Annotated in this window: 2 protein-coding genes and 4 tRNA genes; 5 read left to right on the forward strand and 1 reads right to left on the reverse strand. The window is 37.7% G+C overall.

From position 1 onward, the window contains the following. The first annotated feature begins 19 nt into the window (after positions 1–19). The 4 genes from AC3WSK_RS26360 (at position 20) to AC3WSK_RS26375 (ending at position 385) form a co-directional block, all read left to right on the forward strand. Positions 20–94: transfer RNA gene (locus tag AC3WSK_RS26360), tRNA-Gln, on the forward strand. A gap of 6 nt (positions 95–100) precedes the next feature. Then, positions 101–175, forward strand: a tRNA-Gly gene (locus AC3WSK_RS26365). Between the two features lie 8 nt (positions 176–183). After that, a tRNA-Cys gene (locus AC3WSK_RS26370) sits at positions 184–257 on the forward strand. A gap of 47 nt (positions 258–304) precedes the next feature. Beyond that, positions 305–385: transfer RNA gene (locus AC3WSK_RS26375), tRNA-Leu, on the forward strand. A 336-nt stretch (positions 386–721) separates the two neighbouring features. Here the strand turns inward: AC3WSK_RS26375 and AC3WSK_RS26380 are convergent. Next, positions 722–1,543, reverse strand: coding sequence for a DUF2785 domain-containing protein (locus tag AC3WSK_RS26380; RefSeq protein WP_492414980.1), 822 nt, complete (start codon positions 1,541–1,543; stop codon positions 722–724). A 282-nt stretch (positions 1,544–1,825) separates the two neighbouring features. Here AC3WSK_RS26380 and AC3WSK_RS26385 point away from each other — a divergent pair, with 282 nt between their 5' ends. Further along, positions 1,826–2,128: a condensation domain-containing protein gene (locus tag AC3WSK_RS26385; protein WP_492414981.1), complete on the forward strand. Its 303-nt coding sequence runs from the start codon at positions 1,826–1,828 to the stop codon at positions 2,126–2,128. Positions 2,129–2,804 lie beyond the last annotated feature (676 nt).

The raw sequence follows: 2,804 nt of genomic DNA on the forward strand, positions 1-2,804 counted from the left end.
CATTTATATATTTAACTTTTGGGATATAGCCAAGCGGTAAGGCAACGGATTTTGATTCCGTCACGCCCTGGTTCGAATCCAGGTATCCCAGCCATTTATTGCGGAAGTAGTTCAGTGGTAGAACACCACCTTGCCAAGGTGGGGGTCGCGAGTTCGAACCTCGTCTTCCGCTCCAATTATTAAGGCGGCATAGCCAAGTGGTAAGGCACAGGTCTGCAACACCTTTATCACCGGTTCAAATCCGGTTGCCGCCTCCATAATTTATTACTCAATCGGTTTATCCGATTTTTTTTATCTCCATTGTGCCGGTGTGGCGGAATTGGCAGACGCGCACGACTCAAAATCGTGTTCCTTTGGAGTGTCGGTTCGACCCCGACCACCGGTATCATCACGTACATATACGTTACGTTTAGTAAGTTTGAAAAGCTCACAAACCTTGATAGTACAGGGTTTGTGAGCTTTTTTCATTTTGGGGGATACGATAGGAAACGATAAGAATCGAAATTAGTTTACACACATTTTACACAAGCTGCAATCTGGGAAAACGGGATTGATTAAGGGAAGCAAAACAAAAAGAACGGAGATCCATCTGAATCCCCGCAAATCAAATTTTCTGTGAAAAGTGTGAAGTTAAAATGTCCCCTGAGGGCTATTGTTTGCCTGTTACCACATTTGAAATGGAGACGGACAAGTGCGGGTGCTTTCCCCTCATTTTTTTAAATTAGGAATAGTATACTTTTTCTACTTTATATAATGTATGCTCGATAGTCGAGCAGAGAACGGCATCCACTTTGTAAAATTTAACTCGAAAGTATAAACTTTTCAAAAAGTTCTTTATATTATTTTTTTGCTTAAAGGCAGGGAGAAATTCTGAATTTTTCTCCACATCACCAAAACTTTGAATCCATTGCTCTACATAAGTCTGACTAAGTATTTTTTTATTTAAAACACTAATTATGGATTTTACCATTCTCTCATCTTCCCCATCGGAGTAAACTCGATCTGTTATGGTCATCTTTTCGTAAACCAAATCGAGGATAGTTAAGAGGTCATTTTTATCCAGTTCGGAACATTGAGCCAAATCTTCTAAAGCATCTGCTGCATGGGCTATAGCATGAGCCCAGCCTTTTTCTTCGTCATACCCACGGTAATCTCGCTCTTCTTTTACATTGTAAAATACTTTCTCTTTTATCTGATGAATTTGCTCTCTAGAGAGAAATGGTGATTCTCTATGCCTCATGAAGAGGAGCGGTATGACTAGCATGGAGAAAGATCGAGTGAAGACAGAGTCTGTATTTGTTTCACCAAGCTTAAAAAGCAAATGGTTTTTATCCAAAATAACCGGTAGAAGTTGTTCTAGTTCGTTTGCTGTTAGAGAATTATCAGGAATCCAATGTGATAAGGTTGTATAAATTAGCTCATCACGTAGTTGGGGATCCAAAGAACCGATGTTATTTATCATTTCTAGTATCAATTGGAATGTATCGGGGGGGGCTTGGTACCCATTTTCTTTTATTAATATCAACTTTTCTTTTAAATTCATTTTACACGCTCCTACTAGAAATTTTCTGAACTAACTTTTTCAAGGGTTTCTACTGATTATACGGCTTCTTTCGTACCCTTCTTCCCTTACTATAAGGTACAGATAGGATCAGAGACAATCCGCAATAGCAGAAAGGAATAAATTATTTCCAAGCGGTTTATTTCCTGATAAAATCCATAAAATTCCACCTCCTTCGATTGTATTTTATACGAAAACTTGCTATCTAAAAAACTTCCCCACCCGATTTTAGGATAAGAACCCATATAATGAGCTTAAAAAGGGATTGATTTAACAACGGAACCATTAAGAATCCGTCTGGTAAATGGCGCCAACCATGAAAAAATCATGATATTAACCTATCACCATATTTTATGGGATGGATGTAGTAGTGGAATCCTTATAGATAGCTTTACTAGATTATGTAATGAAATCGAAGCTTCAAAAATAAAAGTAACACCTTGGCGAGAGTATATTAAATTAGTTAGAAATCGAGACATAGATGGAGAAAAAAATACTGGGCTAATTATCTTGATGGCGTTGAGCGAAGTGAAATCTCTCCCCAGTCTACTCACAATGAACATATAGACAATAAAAGCCATAGAGAAACATTTTATATCGAAGATAATGATTATAAAATTCTTAAAAACGCTTGTATACAAAATAAGCATACTTTAGCAGGATGGATTCATAGTGGGTTGTTACCGAAAGAAGGAGTATTCAAAGATAGTATAGAAATAAAAAGCAAAACACAAAGAGGAGAAAGTTTGGCAGAATGTCTCAGCAAGAATTAGCAGAGAGCAACATGTACTTGGATTATGATTAGTCCCAATGCAGAGTATACATGTGGAGAAATCTGGACAAAGCGAAATTGTCGATAAAGCATTTGTAAAATATTGTATAGACCTCCTTGCTAAAAAATAAGAAAAGGTTCTACTATGGTAGCACCTAGCCAATTACTTAAACCCACAGCACCAATGTGTTGCTACATACACTCTACGCATGTTGAGTGTAGACACAAGAGAAAACATTTATATTTTTCATCTGAAAAACCCAGCAAATCATTTTACACAATTTTTACACATTATAACCAGATAACCTTGATATATAAGGCTTTCGGAACCATTCCCTGTCCCGACCACCGTTATCATAGAATGAAAGACTTCAACGATTATGTTGGAGTCTTTTTTGTATGTGCGCCCGGCATGCGTATGAACTATAGGGTGCAAGTCCCGAACCCCGAAGACAGAAGTAGAGGTTAGCC

The organism is Lysinibacillus sp. EB271-A1-10B (genome assembly GCF_058791335.1).

What these genes read in the sequence shown, in the direction of transcription:
- AC3WSK_RS26380 (WP_492414980.1), bottom strand. Translation starts at nt 1,543, where the DNA reads ATGAATTTAAAAGAAAAGTTGATATTAATAAAAGAAAATGGGTACCAA.